The organism is Brevundimonas sp., from assembly GCF_035626535.1.
Lineage (GTDB): Bacteria > Pseudomonadota > Alphaproteobacteria > Caulobacterales > Caulobacteraceae > Brevundimonas.
Genome location: NZ_DASPNO010000018.1, coordinates 1 through 17195, shown reverse-complemented (window position 1 = coordinate 17195; position 17195 = coordinate 1). Strand labels below are relative to the sequence as shown.

The window sequence follows — 17195 nt, the reverse complement described above, 5'->3', positions numbered from 1 at the left end:
GGTTAACGCCGCTGGCCCAAGGCTGGTCCTGTTCAGTCCGGTAGATGGAATCAGTCCGCCCGCATGCGCACGACGGCCTACACGACAGTCCGCCCGCGCTACGGCTTCTTCGATGTCGTCGGTCTGCTTTTCCGCGAGCTGCTGCTGATGGTCGTCGTCTTCCTGCTGGTGTTCGCGCTCGGCACGGCGGCGGTTCTGACCCTGAAGAAATCCTACACCGCCACCGCCAGCGTCTACGCCGGGGTCGGGCAGGAGTACGTCTACCAGCCCCGCGTAGGCAGCACCGAGCGTGGCCAACCGCTGGAGGCCGACGCGGTGGCGCTGTCCGAAGCCGAGATACTGGGCAGCCTGGCGGTCAAGCAGAAGACGGTGGAGGCCTTGGGCGCCGACGCCATCCTTGGACCGGACGCCCGGGGAACGCCCGCCGAGAAGAAGACCGCCGCCCTGAAGGCGCTCGACGCCGGTCTCGGGGTCGGCACCACGGCGGGCAGCGCCATCATCTCCGTCTCCTATGCCGCCAATGATCCAGTCCGCGCCGCGACCGTCCTGAATGCGGTCGTCGACCAGTACCTGGTCCAGCGCCGCAGCGTCTTTCGGGACCGCGCTACGCCCGCCATAGCAGCCCAACGCGAGGCGTTTGAAAACGATCTGGCCCGCGCCGACGCCGCCTATCAGGCCTTCATGGCCTCCAACGACATCGCCGACTTCGCCACCGCCAAGGCGTCGCTGGCGGCGAACTACCAGACCAAGTCCGCCGAGGCGCTGTCCTTGCGGGCCGAACTGAACCAGGCGACGCAGCGGCTCAACACCCTGGAGGCCCAGCTGGCGCAGCAGCCGGCCGAGGTGGTGCTGCAGCAGGACCTCAATGTTTCGGCCCAGAACCAGATTCTGGAGCTGCGCACCCAGCGCGAGGCCCTGCTGTCGCGCTATACGCCCGACGCCCAGCCGGTGAAGGACATTGACCAGCAGATCGCCGACCTGCAGGCCTATGTCGCGACCGGCACGGCCGTGGGGACCAAGGAGGTCCGCACCGGCCCAAGCGTCATCTTCACGGCCATCGAGACCAATCGCATCACCGCTGCCGCCGACCGCGACGGTCTGGCCGCCCGCCTCGCCGTGGCGGAACGTCAGTTGGCCACGCTGCGCGCGCGGCTGGCCGAACTGACGCGGCTGGAATCCACCAACGCCAATCTCGCCGGCAATCGGGAGGTGCTGACCGCGAGCATCCGCGAGTTCCAGCAGCGCGAGGCGCAGGCGCGCGCCGACAACGCCCTGGTCGCCGCGGGGGCCGACAACGTCACCGTCATCGAGCGGGCGGAGGCGCCCACGCGCGGCTCCAGCCTCAAGGCGCCCCTGCTGGCCGTGGTCTTCCTCTTCGCCGGCTTCACCGCCCTGTGCGTCGGCCTGCTGCGGGTCTTCACCCGGCGCGGCTATGTAACGCCCGCCTCGACGGGCCGGACGCTGGATCTGCCGGTGCTCGCCGTCGCGCCGATGAAGGCGCGGTGATGCGCGCCCCTGCGCCCGTCATGGTAGCGTAGGGGCCTGTAGCCGGGCGCGTAGCGATTCGATGGTCGATCTGACATCCGAAATGGCCGCCCTCTGGGCGGCGCTGGGTCCGGCGCCGGGCCACCGCGGACGCGTGATCCAGATCGCCGCGGCCAATTCGGGCGAGGGGGTTTCCACGGTCGCGCGCGAATACGCCCGTCTCGCCGCCGTTCGCGCCCGCCGTCCTGTCTGGCTGATCGACGCCGACCTGGCGCAGCAGGGCCAGCTCGAAGCGGTGGCGGCCGAGCCCGACCGGTTCGGCGCCCTGGGCAAGGCCGCGATCGCCACGCCCGACGGCTCCATCTTCTTCGCGGTCACGCCCCGTATAATGGACCGAGCGGGAAAGCCCGTGCATCCGGCGCGGCTGATGACGGCGCGGCCCTGCCTCGGCGGACGGCTGTGGGTGACCCGGTTCGCGGCCGAGCACCTGCGCTCGGGCCAGCGCGCCGAACCGGTCGCCGACGCCCGCTACTGGGACGCCCTGCGCAAGCACGCGGACACTGTGGTGATCGACAGCCCGGCCGCCGACCGCAATCCAACGGCGATCACCCTAGCGCCCTTCGTCGACGCCACGGTTCTGGTGGTCGCGGCCGAAAGCACCGCCGCCGGCGATCCCCTGATCCTGCGCGACGAGATCGAGGCGGCGGGCGGCAGGATCGCCGGCGTTGTGGTCAACCGCTCGACCTACCAGCCGCCGGCTTTTCTCAAGCGACTCACGGGTTAGGCTTTCGCCGCCTCCAGTCGGGCCAGTTCGCGCGTGCCGTAGAAATGCGGCTCGAAACCCTTCATCCAGAACAGCTTGCCGACGCCCCGCGCGGTGCGGTCGTACAGTTCCGCCCGCTTCGGACTGCGGATCAGGGCGAGCAGCGCCGCCCCGGCGCCCCAGACCACGGTCTGGCCGGCCCCGATGACCATCCAGCGCAGCACCGCGGGCCAGTCCCGGCTGGCCGCCGCCGTCTGGCTGGGACCCTGGCCGTAGGCGAAGGCGCGGGCGAGGGCGTAGGCCAACGTCGCGCGGTGGGCCGGTGCGAACTCCTCGACCATCGCGTCGGCCGCCCAGCCGAAGCGGCCGCCGCGCGCCTGCAGCGCCGCGAACAGGGCGTCGTCCTCGCCGCCGGCCTGATCGGTGGCCGAATCGAAGGGAGCCGCGCCGGGCAGGGCGGTCGCCCGTACCATCAGCGAGTTGCCGCACCCGAACGGCGTCTCGACCAGGCCCGTGTCGTCAGGGCCCTCACGGCCGAAGAACCGTTCCAGATACGGCTTCAGCCACGGCTTCGCCTCTGGGGCGCGGCCGGTGATGGGGCCGAACACGGCGTCGGCGCCGGTCGCCTCCTGAGCCTCCAGGAGGGCGGCGAGCCAGCCGGGGGAGGCCGCCTCGTCGTCATCAAGGAAGGCGATCAGGCTCGCCCGGGTCGCGGCGAGCCCGGCATTCCGCGCCGTGGCTACCCCCGGCCGAGGCGCGTGTACATAGACCAGCGGCCAAGGGGTCAGCCCCCGCAGGGCATCGACGCCCTCCGCGGCTGATCCGGATGGGTCATTGTCGACGACGACGATCTCCGAGATCCGGTCGCCGACGCCGGTCTGGGCGAACAGGGAGCGCAGCGCCCGTTCGAGGCTCTCCGGCCGCCGCAGGGTCGGGACGATGATTGCGACGTCGGCCATCACACCGCCTCGGCATAGAGGGCGGCGCGATAGAGGCGCAGGGAGAAGGCCCGCGCGGCGACCGGCAGCCACGCCGCTTCCGCCGCGCCACGCATCCGGCCGCGCAACCATGGCAGGCCGGGCAGGCGCTTGAGCAGCTTCGCCGCCTTGTAGCTGGGATAGGCCGCGACGATCTCGGGGTGCCGGCTGGCCATGCGCGCGAAATTGGGCGCCGACTGCTCGTACTTGCCGGCCAGCGAGGCCACGGTGTCGAGGCCCATGTGGGTGGCGGCGTTGTCGAGATGCACGACCCGAAAGCGGCGCGACACGCGCATCGCCCACTCCACGTCCTCCCAGCCCCAGCCGGTGAAGCCGGCGTCGAACGCCTCGGCCTCGAACACGTCGCGGCGCACCAGCAGGTTCGAGGTGTAGACGTATTTTTCCGGCTGCTTCGCCCGTTCAGTGTAGGGCACGCACTCCGACCTGGCCGCCATCGCCCGGTGCACGGCGAAACGGGCGTCGGTCGGCGCCTGGAGCAGCGAGAAGCCGCCGAAGGCCACGGCCGGATCTTCCCGCGCCACCAGGTCGGCCCAGTCGCGAAGAAACCGCCGATGGTCGGGCCGCATGTCGCTGTCGAGAAACAGCAGGCTGCCCCCCCGCGCCGCCGCCGCGAGCCGGTTGCGCCCGATCGAACGCCCCTCGTTGGCGGACAGGGTGATCAGCCGCGCGGGCAGGGCCATCGCCTTGACCTGCGCCGTCAGCCGCGCCGTCAGGGCCGGGTCGCGGGTGCCGTCGTCCAGAACGATGATCTCGACCGCCCCGCCCACGGACGCGGCCTCCTCGTCGAGCAGGGTCAGGAGTTCGGACGGGTCGTCCCGCAGGAACGGCGTCAGCACCGACAGGGCGGGCTTCGCGCCCTTCCAGGCGGCGTTGTCGACGATCTTCGTCCGCGCGCTCATGCGGTCGCCCCCCTTCGCCGCGCCTGCGTCAGCAACCGCAGAGCTACGTCGCGCACGCCGGCGGCGTTCAGCGTCAGGGCGACCGTCGCGTAGATGATCCCGCCCACGGCCGCGTCCAGCGTCAGCTCGGCGATACCGCCGATTGGCGGGAGACGGGCCACCACGAGCGCCATCATCCCGGTCGCGACGCCGCACCGGATAAGGCTGTCCAATGGGATCGGCAGGGCGAGGATGCGCCGCCCGATCAGCTGGGTCGCCACCAACCCGAGCGCGAAACTCGCCGCCGTCGCCCACGCCGCGCCCATCAGGCCGAACCGGGGCACCAGGATCAGGTTCAGCACCACATTCATTCCCGCCGGAATGGCCATGGCGACCAGCAGGTGCTTCGTCTTCTTGCCGAGGGTGAAGGCCTGGCCGAAATAGTAGGCGGTGAGGCCGTAGAGCAGGGCCGAAAGGGCGATCCACGGGGTGATGCTGGCCGCCGCGATCCGCAAATCCTCGCCGATCAGCACCTCCGCCAACGGCCGCGCCACCAGCGCCACCCCGGCCGCAGCCGGCAAACCGATCAGCAGGAAGGTCGACAGTTGCTCGCGCGCCGCGGTCTTCAGACGGTCCACCCCGCCGCGCTCCAGCGCCATGACCAGCGCCGGCTGTCCCGCCGAACCGAGCCACAGAAACAGCACGTCCAGGGTGCGGTTGGCGATCGAATAGCCGGCGTGATAGGCGCCCACCGCCGCCTCATCCATGAAGGCGGCGAGCAGGAAGCGGTCGGTCGCGGCCAGTACCACGGTCAGCGCCAGCGACGCCGCGATGGGATAGCCGTACAGTGCATAGCCGCGCACCCGGGAGGGCTCGAAGCGGCCGCCGCGGGCCTGCCTGAGTTCACCGGGCAGAACGAACGGCAGCGCCGCCAAGGGCGCCAGTCCGATGCCGATCAGCGGGGCCGCGCCGCCCCATCCCGCCAGGGCGAAACCGACGCCGATGGCGAGACCTCCGATGGTCACGATGATGTCCAGCCACGCCGCCTTGCCGACCTCGCCCGCTGCCCGGTAGCGCTCCTGACCCAGCTTGACGAGGCTGCGCGCGGGCACCCCGGCGAGACCTGCGGCGAGGGCGATGCGGAACAGCGGATCTCCCGGCCAGATCCACACGGCCAGGCCGGTGACAGCCAGGAACGCGACACTCAGCATGAAGGCGGTCCGGTAGAGCGAGGCGAAATGCCCCTGCGTCGCCGAGCCGGGCGTCTGCGCGGCCCAAAACCGCGCCATCGCCGCCTCGAGCCAGCTGAACACCGCCACATGCGTCAGCGTCATGACCGAGAAGGCGAGGGCGTAACGGCCGAAGTCCTCGGGGCTCAACAAGCGGGTGAACAGCACGATGGCCAGAAAGCCGACCACCCCCTGCACGATGTTGGCGGGCAGATAGCCCCAGACGCCGCGCCAGAACATCAGCGAACCGCCGAGCGGTCGCCGAGCAGAACCGGCACGGTGACGGCCATGATCCAGAGGTCCAGCCACAGCGACTGGCGCTCGACGTATTCGATGTCCAGCCGCACCCGCGCGCGCACGTCCTGCGCGGTGTGCAGGGGGCCGCGCGAACCGTTGACGGCGGCCCAGCCGGTCATGCCGGGCTTGATGCGGTGGCGGTGGGCGTACTCCGCCACCAGCCGCGCACTCTCGATGTGGCCGGTCTTCATGCCGATGGCGTGGGGCCGGGGCCCGACCAGCGACATCTCGCCGGTGATCACGTTGAGCAGCTGGGGCAGTTCGTCGAGGCTTGTCTTGCGAATGAATTTGCCGACGCGGGTGATCCGGTCGTCGTCGTGGGTGACCTGCCGGCTCGCGGTGGCGTCGGCGGACTCCTGCTTCATCGAGCGAAATTTCCACACCACGATTTCCTCGTGGTTGAAGCCGTGGCGGCGCTGCCGGAAGAAGATCGGGCCGGGGCTGTCCAGCCGGATGGCCAGCGCAATCAGCCCCATGACCGGAGCCAGCAGCACCAGTGCGATCAGCCCGACGACGAGGTCCTGCAGCCGCTTGTTGAAGGCCCGGCGGTCATGATCCACCGGCCCCTGCACATCGGCCAAAGGGGCGGCCGCCAGCCGGTCCAGCGCCGATCGCGTCTCGGCTTCCCCGTTAGGTTCGACCAACAGGGTCACCTCGTTGGGGAGGGTCCGCAACCGCGCGGTCAGTTCGCGCACCCGCGCCTCGGCCTTCGGATCGATGGCAAGCACGACCCGATCAACATAGGGCGTCATCTTGTGGGTCAGCAGATCGTCCGCCGTGCCCAGCACCGGCACGCCCTCGACTGCCTCGGGCGAGCGCGCCAGCCGGTCGTCGAAGATGCCCAGCACGTTCAGATCGCGCCGTTTGAGCGCCTCGCGGATCAGGGCCTCCGCCCGACGTGTCGCCCCGACCAGGACGATGTTCGGGGTCATGGCGCCCGATGCCCGCCAGCGTCCGACCATGTCGCTCCAGCCCATGTGCAGGGCGTAGAGGCTGACCAGCACAAGCGCGCTCCACACCAGCCACGCCGTCCATTGCGACGCCGCCCCTTGAAGCGCCCAGCCTGAGATCATGGCGATGAGCGCGCCCGCCGTTACGATTCCCGCGACGGAAGCCAGATGCAGCGACGCCTTCTGGCCGCGGGCGAACCGGTAGCGCCCCAGCGACCGCATCAGGCCGAGCACCGTCAGGGCGCCGAGGCCGAACGGCGCCAGGCTCGACACCTCGGCGTGCAGCAGCGGTCCCGGCGTCGCCGCCCAGGCGCACAGCAGGGTCACCGTCGCCACCGCCAGAACGTCGAAGGCCCGGAAATAATGCGCCGCCAGCCGCGAGGCGTGCCTCTGCCGGGCATTCAGCCAGACCTCGGGACGGAAGGGTCCGCGCCGGGCCGCGCCCCTGGTCCGGGCTTCCTCGCGCCGGTCGCCTGAGGCGGAGGCGGCAAGCGCCTGCAGGCCGGACACGTCGAAGGCTCCGGCCGCGGCCGGGTCCACGTCGAACGAAAGGCGGCTGGCGGCGTCGGTCAATCGGCACTCGCAACGGCAGGGGTTCGTCGACAGCTTGCACGGACCCCCTCACTGTCGCGTTAACGGTGGCCGCTTCTGGCGGCTTGCGAAGACCCGTTGCGCCGGCCCCCGCGCTCCGCTATCCACGCCGCCTGCCGGAGACGTGGCCGAGTGGCTGAAGGCAACGGTTTGCTAAATCGTCGTACCCTGTAAGGGGTACCGAGGGTTCGAATCCCTCCGTCTCCGCCATCCTGCTTCGCGCGCTGACGCGCTTCGCGTAACTGGCGCTCTAGCGGCGCCGTTTCCGCCGGAGCCTCTGGCCGAGAAAAGCCCACAGGCCGACGCCGCCGAGTGCCGCAAGGGCGAGGCCCGACAGCACTGTCACCCACTCGTAGAACCAGCCGCCTACCGAGCCCGCATGGAGCGGGTAGATGGCGTGAATGGCCCGCTCGCCAGGGGTCAGGGTCTGCGCATCCAACGTCCCGACCACGCGACTGGTCGCCGGATCGATGAGCACGCGGGTGCGGCCGTTCGGGTGCCACTCGCCCGGCTGCTTCAGCCGGACGGAGGCGGGTTCTCCGGGCGCGGCCGGCCAGCCGGCCATGCGGAGCGTCGCGTCGGGGAACCGGGCCTGGGCGGCGGCGAGGGCGGCGGGCCAATCGATATCGCCGATTCCGACCACGGGCGGAGGCGGCGGCTCGGGCGCGTTCGGCGCCAGAAGCGCCCGGGTCTGGTCATTGAACACCATCCCAGCCCCGGTCAGGCAGAAGATCAGTACCGGCACGGCGGTGATCAGGCCGAGGTTGCGGTGGCTGGAGACCAGTTCGCCCCGGCGCGCCGACCGGGGCCACACGCGCAGCCTAGTGGCTCGCCATGCGGGAACCCAGACCACCAGCCCCGTCAGCACCAGCAGCACGGCCGCCAGCGCCGCCACGCCGCCGACGATCTCGCCGGTCTCCCCGGCCAGCAGATAGTGATGCAGGTCGAAGATGAAGGCCTCGACGCGGGCGGGGCCGGTCCAGCGGTCGAGGGTGGCGCCGTTGGGGGCGGCGATGCCGTGGTCCTCCTCGGCCAGATACAGCTTGTGCGCGCCCAGCTGAGGCCCGCCGAAGTCGACGGTGCGCATGTCCGGATGATCGGCTTCCAGCCGCTCGGCGGCCGCGCCGAGAACAGCCGGCTCGGCGGCGAGGCTCGCCCGCGCCTCGGGGTGCTTCAGCGCGATCCAGTCGTTCTCGAACACCAGCAGGGAGCCGGTCAGCCCGAGCACCACGAGCAGCAGCGAAAGGATCGCTCCCGCCCAGGCGTGGATGGTGCGCAGGACCCCGATCATGCTCAGAACCGCCGCGTCACGCCGAGCGTCACCGTCCGGCCGCGACCGGCGAAGTAGCTCAGGTTATCGCCGGCGCGCGTGGTGTCGGAATTGTAGGAGATGTAGTCCTCGTCCAGCAGATTCTGGACGCCGAGGCTGACGTCGCCGAAGCCGGCGCGCCAGACGGCGACCGCGTCGACGAGGTCGTAGCCCTCGAAATCGTTCTCGGCCGGCTGGCCCTCGAACTCCCGCTCGAAATACCGTCCGGCCTGAAGACGCAGCGAGACGGTGTCGGTCACGTCGGTCTCGGCCCAAAGGATGAGGCGGTCAGGCGAGATGTTGGCGCCGTCGAGATCCGTATCGACCTCGCCGTCGTCATTGGTGTCGCTGCGCCCGTCGAGCCTGGCGTAGGCGCCGCCGATGCGGAGGGTGTCATTGAGCGCGTAGCGGGCCGTGGCCTCCACGCCTTCGATCTCGGTGGCTTCGCGCGCCACCTCGAAGACGCCGTTGACCAGCACCAGCCGCGCGCCCTTGTCCGTCTGGGAGCGGAAAGCTGCGATGGAGGCGTCGAGATCGCCCCGGTTGAATTCGATGCCCAGCTCGTAGTTGTCGGTAATGACCGGCGAGATATCGAGGAAGCTGTCCACGTCCTGACCCGGCTGGTTGATGCCGCGCAGCACCCGGCCGACGTCGGCCATGCTGAAGCCTTGGGCGAACGAGCCGTAGGCCTTCAGCCCCGGCATCACCTCGAAGGCGGCGCCGAAATTAGTTAGCAGTTCCTCGAAGCCGGGCTCGCCGCCGTCGACCTGCTGTCCGCCGTTGTAGGAGGCCAAGGTCTCGAAGTCGTCGACGATGAGGGTGACGGTTTCGTAGCGCAGGCCGCCGGACAGGTTCAGGCGGCCGTCCAGCAGTCGCTGGTTCAGCTGGACGAACGGGGCGAGACTTTCGTAGCGGGTCTCGGGCACCCAGTCGCGGCCGGTCAGGATCAGGCCCTGCCAGGTGGTGTCGCGCAGGGCGTCAACGCCGAGGAGAGCGCTGAGGCCGGGCAGGGGCGGGACATCACCCTGCCAGTCGAGCTTGAAGCCGAGCTTCTCGGAATTATTGGCGGACTGGTCGAACAGGGTCCCGATCGGAGCGATCGACGCATCCTGGAAGGTGCCGAAGGTCCCGCCGCCGAACACGCCCGAATAGTCGTGGGCGTAGAGCTGGGCGCGCAGCGTGCCTCCGAGGACGTGCGCGTCCGTGTAGCTGAGAGCGGCGGAGGTGACATCATTGGACGGCTGGATGCCCGGCGCGGCGCCGCGCACGGAGGTGGTCGGCAGGCCGGCCGCGCGGTTGCCGGCGAGCACGACATAGTCACCGTCGCCTTCCAGCTCGAAGTGGTTGACCATCAGCTCGAGGCGTCGGTCGTCGGTCAGATCGAGGCCGGCCTTGCCGAACAGCGACCAGCTGCGGCTGTCCTGCAACTCGCCCTGGGCGCCGTCGAAGCCGACGCGTCGGTCGGCGCCGTCGTAGTAGGCCCCGCGGGCCTCCCAGGCCGCGCCCGCCGTCAGATCGAATCGGCCGAAGTCCTGACCGACGATGCCGGCCAGCTTGCCGCCGACGCTGTCGCCGAACACGCTGTCGTCGAAGGTGGTCAGGGCCTGGACGCGGCCGGACGGGCTGGCGCCCTCGGCCGGCGGGGCGGCGGTGACGTAGTTGACCACGCCGCCCGTGGCGCCGACGCCCTGGATCGCGTTGGAGCCGAAGATCACCTCGACCCGGTCGATGAAGAAGGGATCGATGGTGAAGCCGTCGCGGCTGTCGTCCCGCAGCGGCGTCGACTGGGGTACGCCATCGACGAGGAACAGGGGCGATCGCCCGCGCAGGGTCTCGCCCGCGCCGGAAAGCTTTTGACGCGTCGGGGAGAAGGACGGGATCAGGGCGGCGACGGTTTCGACCGCCGATGCGCCGAGCGCGGTCTGCTGATCGATCTCGGCCTGGCCGATGATCTCCACCGTGGCCGGCATCGCCGAACGGGGCAGCTGGGTGCGCGCCGCCGTAATGACCACCTCTTCCAGCGCCGCGGGTTCGGCTTCCTGCGCGACCGCCGGAAGCGCGATCAGCAGGGCGGCGAGGGAAGCGGAGGCGAGAAGACGGTGATTCACGACGGGATTCCACGAAAGCACGGGAGGGAGGCGCCTTGCAGCATGGCGATACTTGCGAGTCAATCGCACTCTCATTCGCACCTGTTGTTGTCCGAGGTTCATGAAACCGGACCGCCGCCCAGGGATTGCACCCGGGAGTTCTTCCCCGGCCTCCTCCCATGTCCCCGCATTCGCGTCCCCCCAACCGCTTCGTCCCCGCCTTTCGCCGGGCCTCTTCCCGCGTGCGCCGCGGCCATGTCGTCGCGCTGTCGGCGGCGGCCGCTGCGGCGTTTGGTCTCGTCGGGCTAAGGGCCGTCGATCTGCCCGGCCCGACTCCGCTTGGCGACGAGCGCCTGCGCATCGAGGTGGTGCATCCCGTCGAGCCCGAGATCGTCGCGGGCTCCGTGATGGAGGTGGGGGATTTGGAGGACGGCTTCCAGGGGCTGCCGCCGCCCCTGCCGCCGCTCGAAGACTTCCAGTGGCCGTCATATGACGAGGAGTGGGAGAACGCGCTCCTTCCGCCTCCGGCGCCCCGCCGCCCGGCTGTGGAGCCCGCCGTCTACCGGCCGCCCGAGCCGCGCGAGCCTGCGCCACGGCGAGAGGGCCGCTGGTTCGGCTTCGACGCGCCGCGCCGCGACTACCAGGCCGAACGCGCCGCCCGCCGCGCCCGCATGGAGGCCATGGACCAACGGGCGCGGGAAGAGCGGGAAGCCCGGCGGCGGGAATGGGCCGACCGGCGGGAGGAATGGCTCGAGCGGCGCGATCTCGAGCGGGAGCGAGACCGTTGGGCGGACGACCGGAGACAGGCGGATCGGGCGAACGCCGATGGCGAGCGCGACCCGGATTTTCTCATGGCGCGCGACGCGTTCACGGGTCCCCAATGATCTTTGACTGTCCGCGCGTCCCGCCCGCCTGATGACCGCCCTGATGGCGGTGCTGGACGGCGGCGAAGCCTTCCCGGAGGCTCCCGGCCAGCCGTGGGTCGCCGTCGCCGCCTGACCGACGGATCAACTTGACCTGACGTGATCTTGGCACGCGCCGCCACGCGGTCTAGGTCGGAGGCTCAACCTCGTCAGGAGACGCACCATGGCCGATCTGGCCCAAGTCACCGAACACATCCGCGGCGCCGTCGGCGACAATTCCGGTCTGGGCAAGACCGTGAAGATCGATCTCGGCGACAGCGGCAAGATCTTCATCGACGGCGCCTCGGTTCCGAACACCGTGACCAACGAGGACAAGCCGGCCGACGCCACGGTCTCCATGTCGTGGGACGACTTCATGGCCCTGTCGAACGGCCAGCTCGACCCGATGATGGCCTTCATGCAGGGCAAGCTGAAGATCGCGGGCGACATGATGATCGCCCAGAAGCTGGCCCCTTTGCTGAAGCGCTGAGGCGCGCGGCGAGGAACGGATCTTCACGGCGCGGCTCCGACGGGGGCCGCGCCGTTTTCGCATCGGAGCAGGACCATGGACTTCCGCCACAGTGACCGGGCCCTTCACTGGCAGGACCGCGTGCGCCGCTTCATGGAGGACAAGGTTCTGCCGCGCTCGGCGGAGTACTGGGCTCAGGTGCGGGAGGACCACACCCGCCAGCCTCCGGCGATGGAGGAGATGAAGGCGCAGGCCCGCGAGGCGGGCCTGTGGAACATGTTCCTGCCGGGCGAGCACGGCGCGGGCCTGACCAATCTGGAATACGCGCCGCTCGCCGAACAGATGGGCCGCGCCCTGTGGTCGGCGGAGGTGTTCAACTGCAACGCGCCGGACACCGGCAATATGGAAGTCCTCCATATGTACGGGAACGCCGAGCAGCAGGCCCGCTGGCTCAAGCCGCTGATGGCCGGCGAGATCCGCTCGGCCTTCCTGATGACGGAGCCGGAGGTGGCTTCGTCCGACGCCACCAATATCCAGACGCGCATCGTCCGCGACGGCGACCACTATGTGATCAACGGCCGCAAATGGTGGTCGACCAACATGGGCCATCCCAACGTCGCGGTGACCATCGTCATGGGCAAGACGGACCCGGAGGCCGCCACCCACGCCCAGCAGAGCCAGATCATCGTCCCGGTCGACACGCCCGGCTTCCGTGTCGAGCGGATGCTCTCCGTCTTCGGCTACGACGAGAAGCCAATCGGCCACGCCGAGGTGGTGCTGGAGAACGTCCGCGTCCCGGTCGGGAACCTGATCGCCGGCGAGGGGCGGGGCTTCGAGATCGCGCAGGGCCGTCTGGGACCGGGCCGCATCCACCACTGCATGCGCGTCATCGGCGCCGCCGAACGGGCGCTGGAGCTGATGACCGCCCGCCTGCTCAGCCGCTCGGCGTTCCGCAAGCAGCTGGCCGAACACTCGGTGTGGGAGCAGCGCGTCGGCGAGGCCCGGACGCAGATCGAAATGTGCCGCCTGCTGGTGCTCAAGGCCGCCTGGATGATGGATAACGGCGGCGCGAAGAACGCCAGGTCCGAGATCGCCCAGATCAAGGTCGCCGCGCCGCGCATGGCGCTAAAGATCATCGACGACGCCATCCAGGCGCACGGCGGCGCGGGCGTCTCGGGCGACACGCCCCTGGCCGAGATGTACGCCATGGTCCGCACCCTGCGCATCGCCGACGGCCCGGACGAGGTCCACAACCGCACCATCGCCCGGCTGGAGTACGCCAAGGTGACCTGACGAGGGCGGAAAAAACGATGTGGCGGAGTCGGCAGAGTCTACATTGCGCGCCGAAGAGAAGCGGGGTGACAGAGTCGACAGAGTCGACAGAGTCGACATCGGATCAGGCCGTACCTCGCGGCGGCGCGGCGGAGGATTCGCTTGTCAAAGACCCGGAGCCCTTCCCGCATGGGGGACGCGGACTCCAGTTTGCGCCGGTTCGCTCCTCAGGCGGACAGATTGGTTCTGGAGATCGTCAAGCTATTGTTCTAACATGACTTTGTGTGGGATACTGGGCTGGTAGTCGCGGAAAAGCCGGCAGCGGACGAGCGCGGCGGTTAGTAGCTGGTCACCTCGTCCGGGTGGACTGCCCGGTTCGGCGAACCGTCGAAGGCCCAGCGCAGGAAGCGCGCGGTCGTCAGGGCTCCGGCCCGCACCAGCGTCCCCGGCAGCCCGCGCGGCTGGCTGTGCATGGCTCGGGCCCAGCGCGGCAACAGGTCCATCCCGGCCTGCATGATCACACCGGCGGCCATGTCTACGGCGGGCATGCCTACGGTCTGGCGCATGACCAACGCCGCCACCTCATGCGTCCGGGCGTCAGCGCGCAATTTCGGCCGGTAAGACTGGATCAGGGCCTCCGCGTCGGCCCGGGTGCGAGGCAGGGGATCGGCATTGAGCGCTTCTCCGATGCGGGCCGTCTCCGCGAAATAGGCGTCCTGTTCCACGAGCGGCATGCGCGGCTCGGCGTATCGAATCCAGGCGTCGAGAAAGCTGATCGTCTCCGTGACATGCACCCAGGCCAGTAGCTCGGGGTCGCTGACACGATAGGGCGTTCCGTCGGGCAGCACGCCGCGCAGCTTGCTGTGGATGCGGTTCACCCTGTCGATGGCGGCGCGGCCCGCCTCGGCATGGTCATAGGTGGTCACCGCGATGAACTTGGCCGTCCGCCGCAGCCGGCCATGCATGTCGGCGCGGAAGTCCGAATGATCCCACACACCCGCCAGCACCGCGGGATGCAGCATCTGCAGCAGCAGGCCCGAGACGCCGCCGATCATCATGGTGGTCACGTCGCCGTTGACCCTCCACGCTACGGACTCTGGCAGAAACAGCGCATCGGCACGCCGCAGCACCGGCCGCTCGCCGTTCGAGGCGTCGTTGAAGACATCCGTGATCCGCTGACGCACGGCGCGCCTGGCGAGGTCGGAGAGGGAAGGCGGCATCGCTGTGGTGATACCACGGCCACCACGCTCGTCGACACGGTGGGCGATTGCCGTTGCACGACCGCCCGGACCCGCTTACCGATCATTGGTCTTTGAGACGACGGGGAGATGTCCGATGAACGTGCGTCAAGTGTCGATGGCGGTTGCAGCGGCCGCCGGACTTCTGGTCCTTCCAATGGGCGCCACAGCCGGAGCGCGCGAGGCGCCGGCGAGCCCCGGCCGGACTCCTTCAGACGGGCAGGCGGTCGTCGAGGCTCTCTACCAGGCGATCGCGGCAGGGGACGGCGCGGTCATTTCCGGGCTGCTGTCGCCGAGCCTCGTCTGGATCGAGGCCGAGGGCGGCCCCTACGCGGACCGCAACCCCTACAATGGTCCCGGGGCGGTGTTCGAGGGTGTGTTCGGCCGGATCGGCGCGGAGTTCAGGGGCTTCGCGGCGACGCCGGTCAGCCTTCACGCCAGCGGCGACAAGGTGTTCGCTCAAGGTCGGTATACCGGAACGAACATCGCTACGGGCGAGGCGCTGGACGCGCAGTTCGTGCACGTTTTCACGGTCTCGAACGGCCAGATCACCGGTTTCCAGCAATACACCGACACCGCCCAGTGGGTGGATGTGGCGACCCCGGACTGAAGATCAGGCCGCGTCGCGCCAGGCTTTGAGCGCCTCGATCGCCCGCACGCTCATCAGCCGCTTCTTTGCCCGTCCGCGATCCTTCGGGTTGATCCGCTTGCCCTCGGCGTCGACCTTCGGCGCCTCCAGCGGCGGCAGCAGGCCGTAGTTGATGTTCATCGGCTGGAATTTCGACCCTTCCAGATGCCCCCCGGTTATGTGTTCGACCAGCGCGCCCATCGCCGTCTCGGGCGGCGGCGGGGCGAGGTCGCCGCCCAGCGCCTGCGCCGCCGCCAGCCGGCCGGTGAGCAGCCCCATGGCGGCGCTTTCGACATAGCCCTCGACGCCGGTGACCTGACCCGCGAAGCGCAGGCGCGGCATCGCCTTCAGCCGCAGTTGCCGGTCCAGCAGTTTCGGCGAGTTGAGGAAGGTGTTGCGGTGCAGCCCGCCGAGCCGCGCGAACTGGGCGTCCTGCAGGCCGGGGATCATGCGGAACACCTCGGCCTGGGCGCCGTGCTTCAGCTTGGTCTGGAAGCCGACCATGTTGAACAGCGTACCGAGCGCATTGTCCTGCCTCAGCTGGACGATGGCGTGGGCCTTGACCGTGGGGTCGCGGGGATTGGTTAGACCAACGGGCTTCATCGGCCCGTGGCGCAGCATCTCGCGGCCGCGCTCGGCCATGACTTCGATGGGCAGGCAGCCGTCGAAATAAGGGACGTTCTCCCACTCCTTGAACTCGGCCTTCGGTCCGGCGAGCAGGGCGTCGATGAAGGCCTCGTACTGCTCGCGGTTCATCGGGCAGTTGACGTAGGCGGCCGCGTCTCCGCCCGGGCCTTCCTTGTCGTAGCGCGACTGCCGCCAGGCGATGTCGAAGTCGATCGAGTCGGCGTGGACGATGGGCGCGATGGCGTCGAAGAAGCTCAGGCTCTCCTCGCCTGTCGTCTTCAGAATGGCGTCCGCGAGGGCGGGGGACGTCAGCGGCCCGGTGGCGACGATGACATTGTCCCACTCCTCCGGCGGCAGACCGGCGATCTCCTCGCGCACGATGGTGACCAGGGGGTGCGCCTCCAGCCTCGCCGTCACCGCCTGCGAAAAGCCTTCGCGGTCAACCGCCAGCGCGCCGCCGGCGGGCACCTGGTTGGCGTCGCCGCTGGCCATGATGAGCGAGTTCAGCGCCCGCATCTCGGCGTGTAGCAGGCCGACGGCGTTGTATTCCCAGTCGTCCGACCGGAACGAATTCGAGCAGACCAGTTCGGCGAGGCCATCGGTGTGGTGGGCGTCGGTCTTCACGCCCGGGACGCCGCGCATCTCGTGCAGGATGACGGGCACGCCGGCGCTGGCGATCTGCCACGCGGCCTCGGAACCGGCGAGGCCGCCGCCGATGACGTGAACGGGGGAGGGGGAGGACGAATTCATCGCGGCTTTCTAGTCATGCCAGTCCTCGCCGTCAGCCTCGGAAATCAATCAGGCTTGGGTCGCAAGCGTCGCTGTGATTAAGTCAGACACCGCCGGGGAGGGCGAACCATGAAGACATTCTCTATTTCCGAGGCGGTTGCGGAGCCGTTCCGTCAGGCCGGACGACGGCCGATGGCCACGATCATCTGGGGTCTGGTGCTGCTGGCGCCGAGCGTGCTGGCGTTCGCCGCGCTGATTCCAATGGTGATGGAAATGGTCGCGTCCGGAGCCTTTGAGCCCGGTGTGGACCCGGGCGCCTCGCCGTTCGACGACGACTTCGGCACGGCCATGCAATTTCACGCCTGGTCCCAGCTCGCCAACCTGCTGCAGTTGCTCGCCGCCCTGTTCGCGACCACCGCCATCATCCGGGCCGTGTTCTCGGGCCGCAGGGGCGACAGGGCCGCCTTCCTGCGCGTGAGCACGGACGAGCTGCATGTCGCCGTGGTCGCCGTGACGATCGTCGTCGGCTTCATCGTCGCGGCGGTCGCGGCGGTGCTGCTGGCGGTCGGAATCGGTCTCGCCCTGTCGGGCCTGCCGGAACCGTGGCGGACCCTGATCAACGTCGGCATGGGCGTCGCGCTTGCGATCGGCTTCCTGGCGCTCTGGGGACGCCTGGCCCTGATTGCGCCAGCCAGCCTCCGCTATAACAGCTTCGCTTTTGTCGAAGGCTGGAAGCTGGGGAA

General features: G+C 69.5%; 15 protein-coding genes and 1 tRNA gene. 8 read left to right on the top strand and 8 right to left on the bottom strand.

What is annotated here, in order from left to right:
* Positions 1-63: 63 nt before the first annotated feature.
* Both VEC04_RS02590 and VEC04_RS02585 read left to right on the top strand, forming a co-directional pair.
* On the top strand, positions 64-1506 hold the full coding sequence (locus tag VEC04_RS02590; RefSeq protein WP_324773560.1) for a chain-length determining protein: 1443 nt from the start codon (positions 64-66) through the stop codon (positions 1504-1506).
* A gap of 61 nt (positions 1507-1567) precedes the next feature.
* Positions 1568-2269, top strand: a complete 702-nt coding sequence (locus VEC04_RS02585) for a hfsB (protein WP_324773558.1) — start codon at positions 1568-1570, stop codon at positions 2267-2269.
* Here the strand turns inward: VEC04_RS02585 and VEC04_RS02580 are convergent.
* The 4 genes from VEC04_RS02580 to VEC04_RS02565 are packed head-to-tail and all read right to left on the bottom strand — an operon-like array spanning position 2266 to position 7173.
* Positions 2266-3207, bottom strand: coding sequence for a glycosyltransferase family 2 protein (locus tag VEC04_RS02580; RefSeq protein ID WP_324773556.1), 942 nt, complete (start codon positions 3205-3207; stop codon positions 2266-2268). The genes VEC04_RS02585 and VEC04_RS02580 overlap by 4 nt on opposite strands.
* Positions 3207-4145, bottom strand: a complete 939-nt coding sequence (locus tag VEC04_RS02575) for a glycosyltransferase family A protein (RefSeq protein ID WP_324773554.1) — start codon at positions 4143-4145, stop codon at positions 3207-3209. The genes VEC04_RS02580 and VEC04_RS02575 overlap by 1 nt, the downstream gene beginning before the upstream one ends.
* On the bottom strand, positions 4142-5593 hold the full coding sequence (locus VEC04_RS02570; protein ID WP_324773553.1) for an oligosaccharide flippase family protein: 1452 nt from the start codon (positions 5591-5593) through the stop codon (positions 4142-4144). Before VEC04_RS02570 ends, VEC04_RS02575 begins: the two co-directional genes overlap by 4 nt.
* Positions 5593-7173, bottom strand: a complete 1581-nt coding sequence (locus tag VEC04_RS02565; RefSeq protein ID WP_324773551.1) for an exopolysaccharide biosynthesis polyprenyl glycosylphosphotransferase — start codon at positions 7171-7173, stop codon at positions 5593-5595. The genes VEC04_RS02570 and VEC04_RS02565 overlap by 1 nt, the downstream gene beginning before the upstream one ends.
* A 136-nt stretch (positions 7174-7309) precedes the next feature.
* On the opposite strand from VEC04_RS02565, the gene VEC04_RS02560 reads away from it, so the two are divergent.
* Positions 7310-7401 (top strand) — tRNA-Ser (locus tag VEC04_RS02560).
* A 40-nt stretch (positions 7402-7441) separates the two neighbouring features.
* On the opposite strand, the gene VEC04_RS02555 is transcribed toward VEC04_RS02560, so the two are convergent.
* Positions 7442-8482, bottom strand: coding sequence for a PepSY-associated TM helix domain-containing protein (locus VEC04_RS02555; RefSeq protein WP_324773549.1), 1041 nt, complete (start codon positions 8480-8482; stop codon positions 7442-7444).
* A 2-nt stretch (positions 8483-8484) separates the two neighbouring features.
* On the bottom strand, positions 8485-10608 hold the full coding sequence (locus VEC04_RS02550; protein WP_324773547.1) for a TonB-dependent receptor: 2124 nt from the start codon (positions 10606-10608) through the stop codon (positions 8485-8487).
* Positions 10609-10766: 158 nt separating this feature from the next.
* On the opposite strand from VEC04_RS02550, the gene VEC04_RS02545 reads away from it, so the two are divergent.
* From VEC04_RS02545 to VEC04_RS02535, 3 genes are all read left to right on the top strand, one after another.
* The gene (locus tag VEC04_RS02545; protein ID WP_324773545.1) at positions 10767-11471 is read left to right on the top strand and encodes a hypothetical protein; all 705 of its coding nucleotides are present in this window, start codon (positions 10767-10769) and stop codon (positions 11469-11471) included.
* Positions 11472-11673: 202 nt separating this feature from the next.
* Positions 11674-11979, top strand: a complete 306-nt coding sequence (locus VEC04_RS02540; RefSeq protein WP_324773543.1) for an SCP2 sterol-binding domain-containing protein — start codon at positions 11674-11676, stop codon at positions 11977-11979.
* Between the two features lie 75 nt (positions 11980-12054).
* Positions 12055-13251 carry an acyl-CoA dehydrogenase family protein gene (locus tag VEC04_RS02535; RefSeq protein ID WP_324773541.1) on the top strand — a complete coding sequence of 399 codons (1197 nt, stop codon included), beginning with the start codon at positions 12055-12057 and terminating at the stop codon, positions 13249-13251.
* A 317-nt stretch (positions 13252-13568) separates the two neighbouring features.
* Here the strand turns inward: VEC04_RS02535 and VEC04_RS02530 are convergent, their stop codons facing one another.
* Positions 13569-14450, bottom strand: a complete 882-nt coding sequence (locus VEC04_RS02530) for an oxygenase MpaB family protein (RefSeq protein ID WP_324773539.1) — start codon at positions 14448-14450, stop codon at positions 13569-13571.
* 115 nt (positions 14451-14565) lie between these two features.
* Between VEC04_RS02530 and VEC04_RS02525 the strand changes: the two genes are divergently transcribed.
* The gene (locus tag VEC04_RS02525) at positions 14566-15078 is read left to right on the top strand and encodes a nuclear transport factor 2 family protein (protein WP_324773538.1); all 513 of its coding nucleotides are present in this window, start codon (positions 14566-14568) and stop codon (positions 15076-15078) included.
* A gap of 3 nt (positions 15079-15081) precedes the next feature.
* Here the strand turns inward: VEC04_RS02525 and trmFO are convergent, their stop codons facing one another.
* Positions 15082-16473 carry a methylenetetrahydrofolate--tRNA-(uracil(54)-C(5))-methyltransferase (FADH(2)-oxidizing) TrmFO gene (trmFO, locus tag VEC04_RS02520; protein WP_324773536.1) on the bottom strand — a complete coding sequence of 464 codons (1392 nt, stop codon included), beginning with the start codon at positions 16471-16473 and terminating at the stop codon, positions 15082-15084.
* A gap of 108 nt (positions 16474-16581) precedes the next feature.
* Between trmFO and VEC04_RS02515 the strand changes: the two genes are divergently transcribed.
* A partial coding sequence (locus VEC04_RS02515; RefSeq protein WP_324773533.1) for a hypothetical protein occupies positions 16582-17195 on the top strand: 614 nt, incomplete at its 3' end.

Coding starts and splice junctions, on each gene's coding strand:
- VEC04_RS02590 (WP_324773560.1), top strand. CDS start 64: ATGCGCACGACGGCCTACACGACAGTCCGCCCGCGCTACGGCTTCTTC.
- VEC04_RS02585 (WP_324773558.1), top strand. CDS start 1,568: ATGGTCGATCTGACATCCGAAATGGCCGCCCTCTGGGCGGCGCTGGGT.
- VEC04_RS02580 (WP_324773556.1), bottom strand. CDS start 3,207: ATGGCCGACGTCGCAATCATCGTCCCGACCCTGCGGCGGCCGGAGAGC.
- VEC04_RS02575 (WP_324773554.1), bottom strand. CDS start 4,145: ATGAGCGCGCGGACGAAGATCGTCGACAACGCCGCCTGGAAGGGCGCG.
- VEC04_RS02570 (WP_324773553.1), bottom strand. CDS start 5,593: ATGTTCTGGCGCGGCGTCTGGGGCTATCTGCCCGCCAACATCGTGCAG.
- VEC04_RS02555 (WP_324773549.1), bottom strand. CDS start 8,482: ATGATCGGGGTCCTGCGCACCATCCACGCCTGGGCGGGAGCGATCCTT.
- VEC04_RS02545 (WP_324773545.1), top strand. CDS start 10,767: ATGTCCCCGCATTCGCGTCCCCCCAACCGCTTCGTCCCCGCCTTTCGC.
- VEC04_RS02540 (WP_324773543.1), top strand. CDS start 11,674: ATGGCCGATCTGGCCCAAGTCACCGAACACATCCGCGGCGCCGTCGGC.
- VEC04_RS02535 (WP_324773541.1), top strand. CDS start 12,055: ATGGACTTCCGCCACAGTGACCGGGCCCTTCACTGGCAGGACCGCGTG.
- VEC04_RS02530 (WP_324773539.1), bottom strand. CDS start 14,450: ATGCCGCCTTCCCTCTCCGACCTCGCCAGGCGCGCCGTGCGTCAGCGG.
- VEC04_RS02525 (WP_324773538.1), top strand. CDS start 14,566: ATGAACGTGCGTCAAGTGTCGATGGCGGTTGCAGCGGCCGCCGGACTT.
- trmFO (WP_324773536.1), bottom strand. CDS start 16,473: ATGAATTCGTCCTCCCCCTCCCCCGTTCACGTCATCGGCGGCGGCCTC.